The organism is Bacillus sp. JJ1503 (genome assembly GCF_036965125.1).
Lineage (GTDB): Bacteria > Bacillota > Bacilli > Bacillales > Cytobacillaceae > Cytobacillus.
The window spans coordinates 35,914-36,832 of the sequence record NZ_JBALOZ010000086.1 but is presented as its reverse complement, the minus strand read 5'-3'; the positions used below and the strand labels follow the sequence as shown (position 1 = coordinate 36,832).

The 919-nt window shown below is 43.0% G+C and carries 1 protein-coding gene and 1 pseudogene; both read right to left on the bottom strand.

The window, feature by feature from the left end; all coding sequences use genetic code 11:
* Nucleotides 1–270: pseudogene (locus tag V7149_RS07975) on the bottom strand (peptidase M23); the annotation flags it as partial.
* On the bottom strand, nt 192–893 hold the full coding sequence (locus V7149_RS26470; protein ID WP_438824099.1) for a coiled-coil domain-containing protein: 702 nt from the start codon (nt 891–893) through the stop codon (nt 192–194). The pseudogene V7149_RS07975 and the gene V7149_RS26470, both read right to left, overlap by 79 nt.
* Between the last annotated feature and the right edge of the window lie 26 nt (nt 894–919).

The following is a 919-nucleotide window of genomic DNA, read 5'->3' as shown; positions in this document are numbered from 1 at the left end:
GCCGCCTTTCCCAATATCAATCCCCGAATGGAACGCTCCCCAGCGTTGGCCAAAGTGAGATGTAAGTCTGCCTGTTGTTGGATTCATGAAAGCTCCGTTTGAAATAGTTGGCATAGGCCCAACGGATGATCCGCTTGCCGCTGCCCTTTTCCGCTGTTCTTCAAGCTCACGCTGTCTCTTATTCCAAGCTTCTATTTCTTTTTTAATGGCCTTTTCTTGTGCTGCAAGAAGCCCAGCTTGATCTTCAAGCTCATGAAGCTCCTCATGCATTTTTTCTTNNNTTCCTCAAGCTGTGCCTTATTCTGGCTTAATTCTTCAAGCTGCTGCTTCATTTCAGCTTCCTTCAGATCAAGGGCTGCCTTGTCGTCTTGATGAGTTTTCAGCAAATCCCTGTCGGCCTGCATAAAGGTCGTTACAGCACTTACACGATTAATAAAATCGCCAAAGCTTTGTGCACCGAGGAGAACATCTACATAGTTGATGACCCCGCCATTTTCCTGAATAGAGCGAACACGTTCCTTGAGAAGCTCGTCCCGTTTCTTAATCTGCTCCTTTAGGATGGCGATTTCCTCTTGGAGCCTCTTAATTTCTAGTTGTGCCTCTTCAATTTGCGCTTCTTTTTCTCGAATTTGATTATTTGTATCCGCAACGGCAAAATCTAATTTTTTAATTTCGGCTGTCGTAGCTGCCTGTTCAGCATTGATTTCATTCACTTTATCTTGAGTTTCATTAATTTCAGATTGAATGGTTGAGCGTTTGTTTTGTATATCCTTCTTTTTATTTTCCAGCTGCTTATTCACTTGGACTGCGTATGCTGTATTAGAAACCGGAGGAAATAAGCTGCCAAGCCCAACGATGATTCCAATTCCTAGAATGAGAAATTTCCGTTTCATTTTGTTCCGTTTCTCCCTTCTATGTA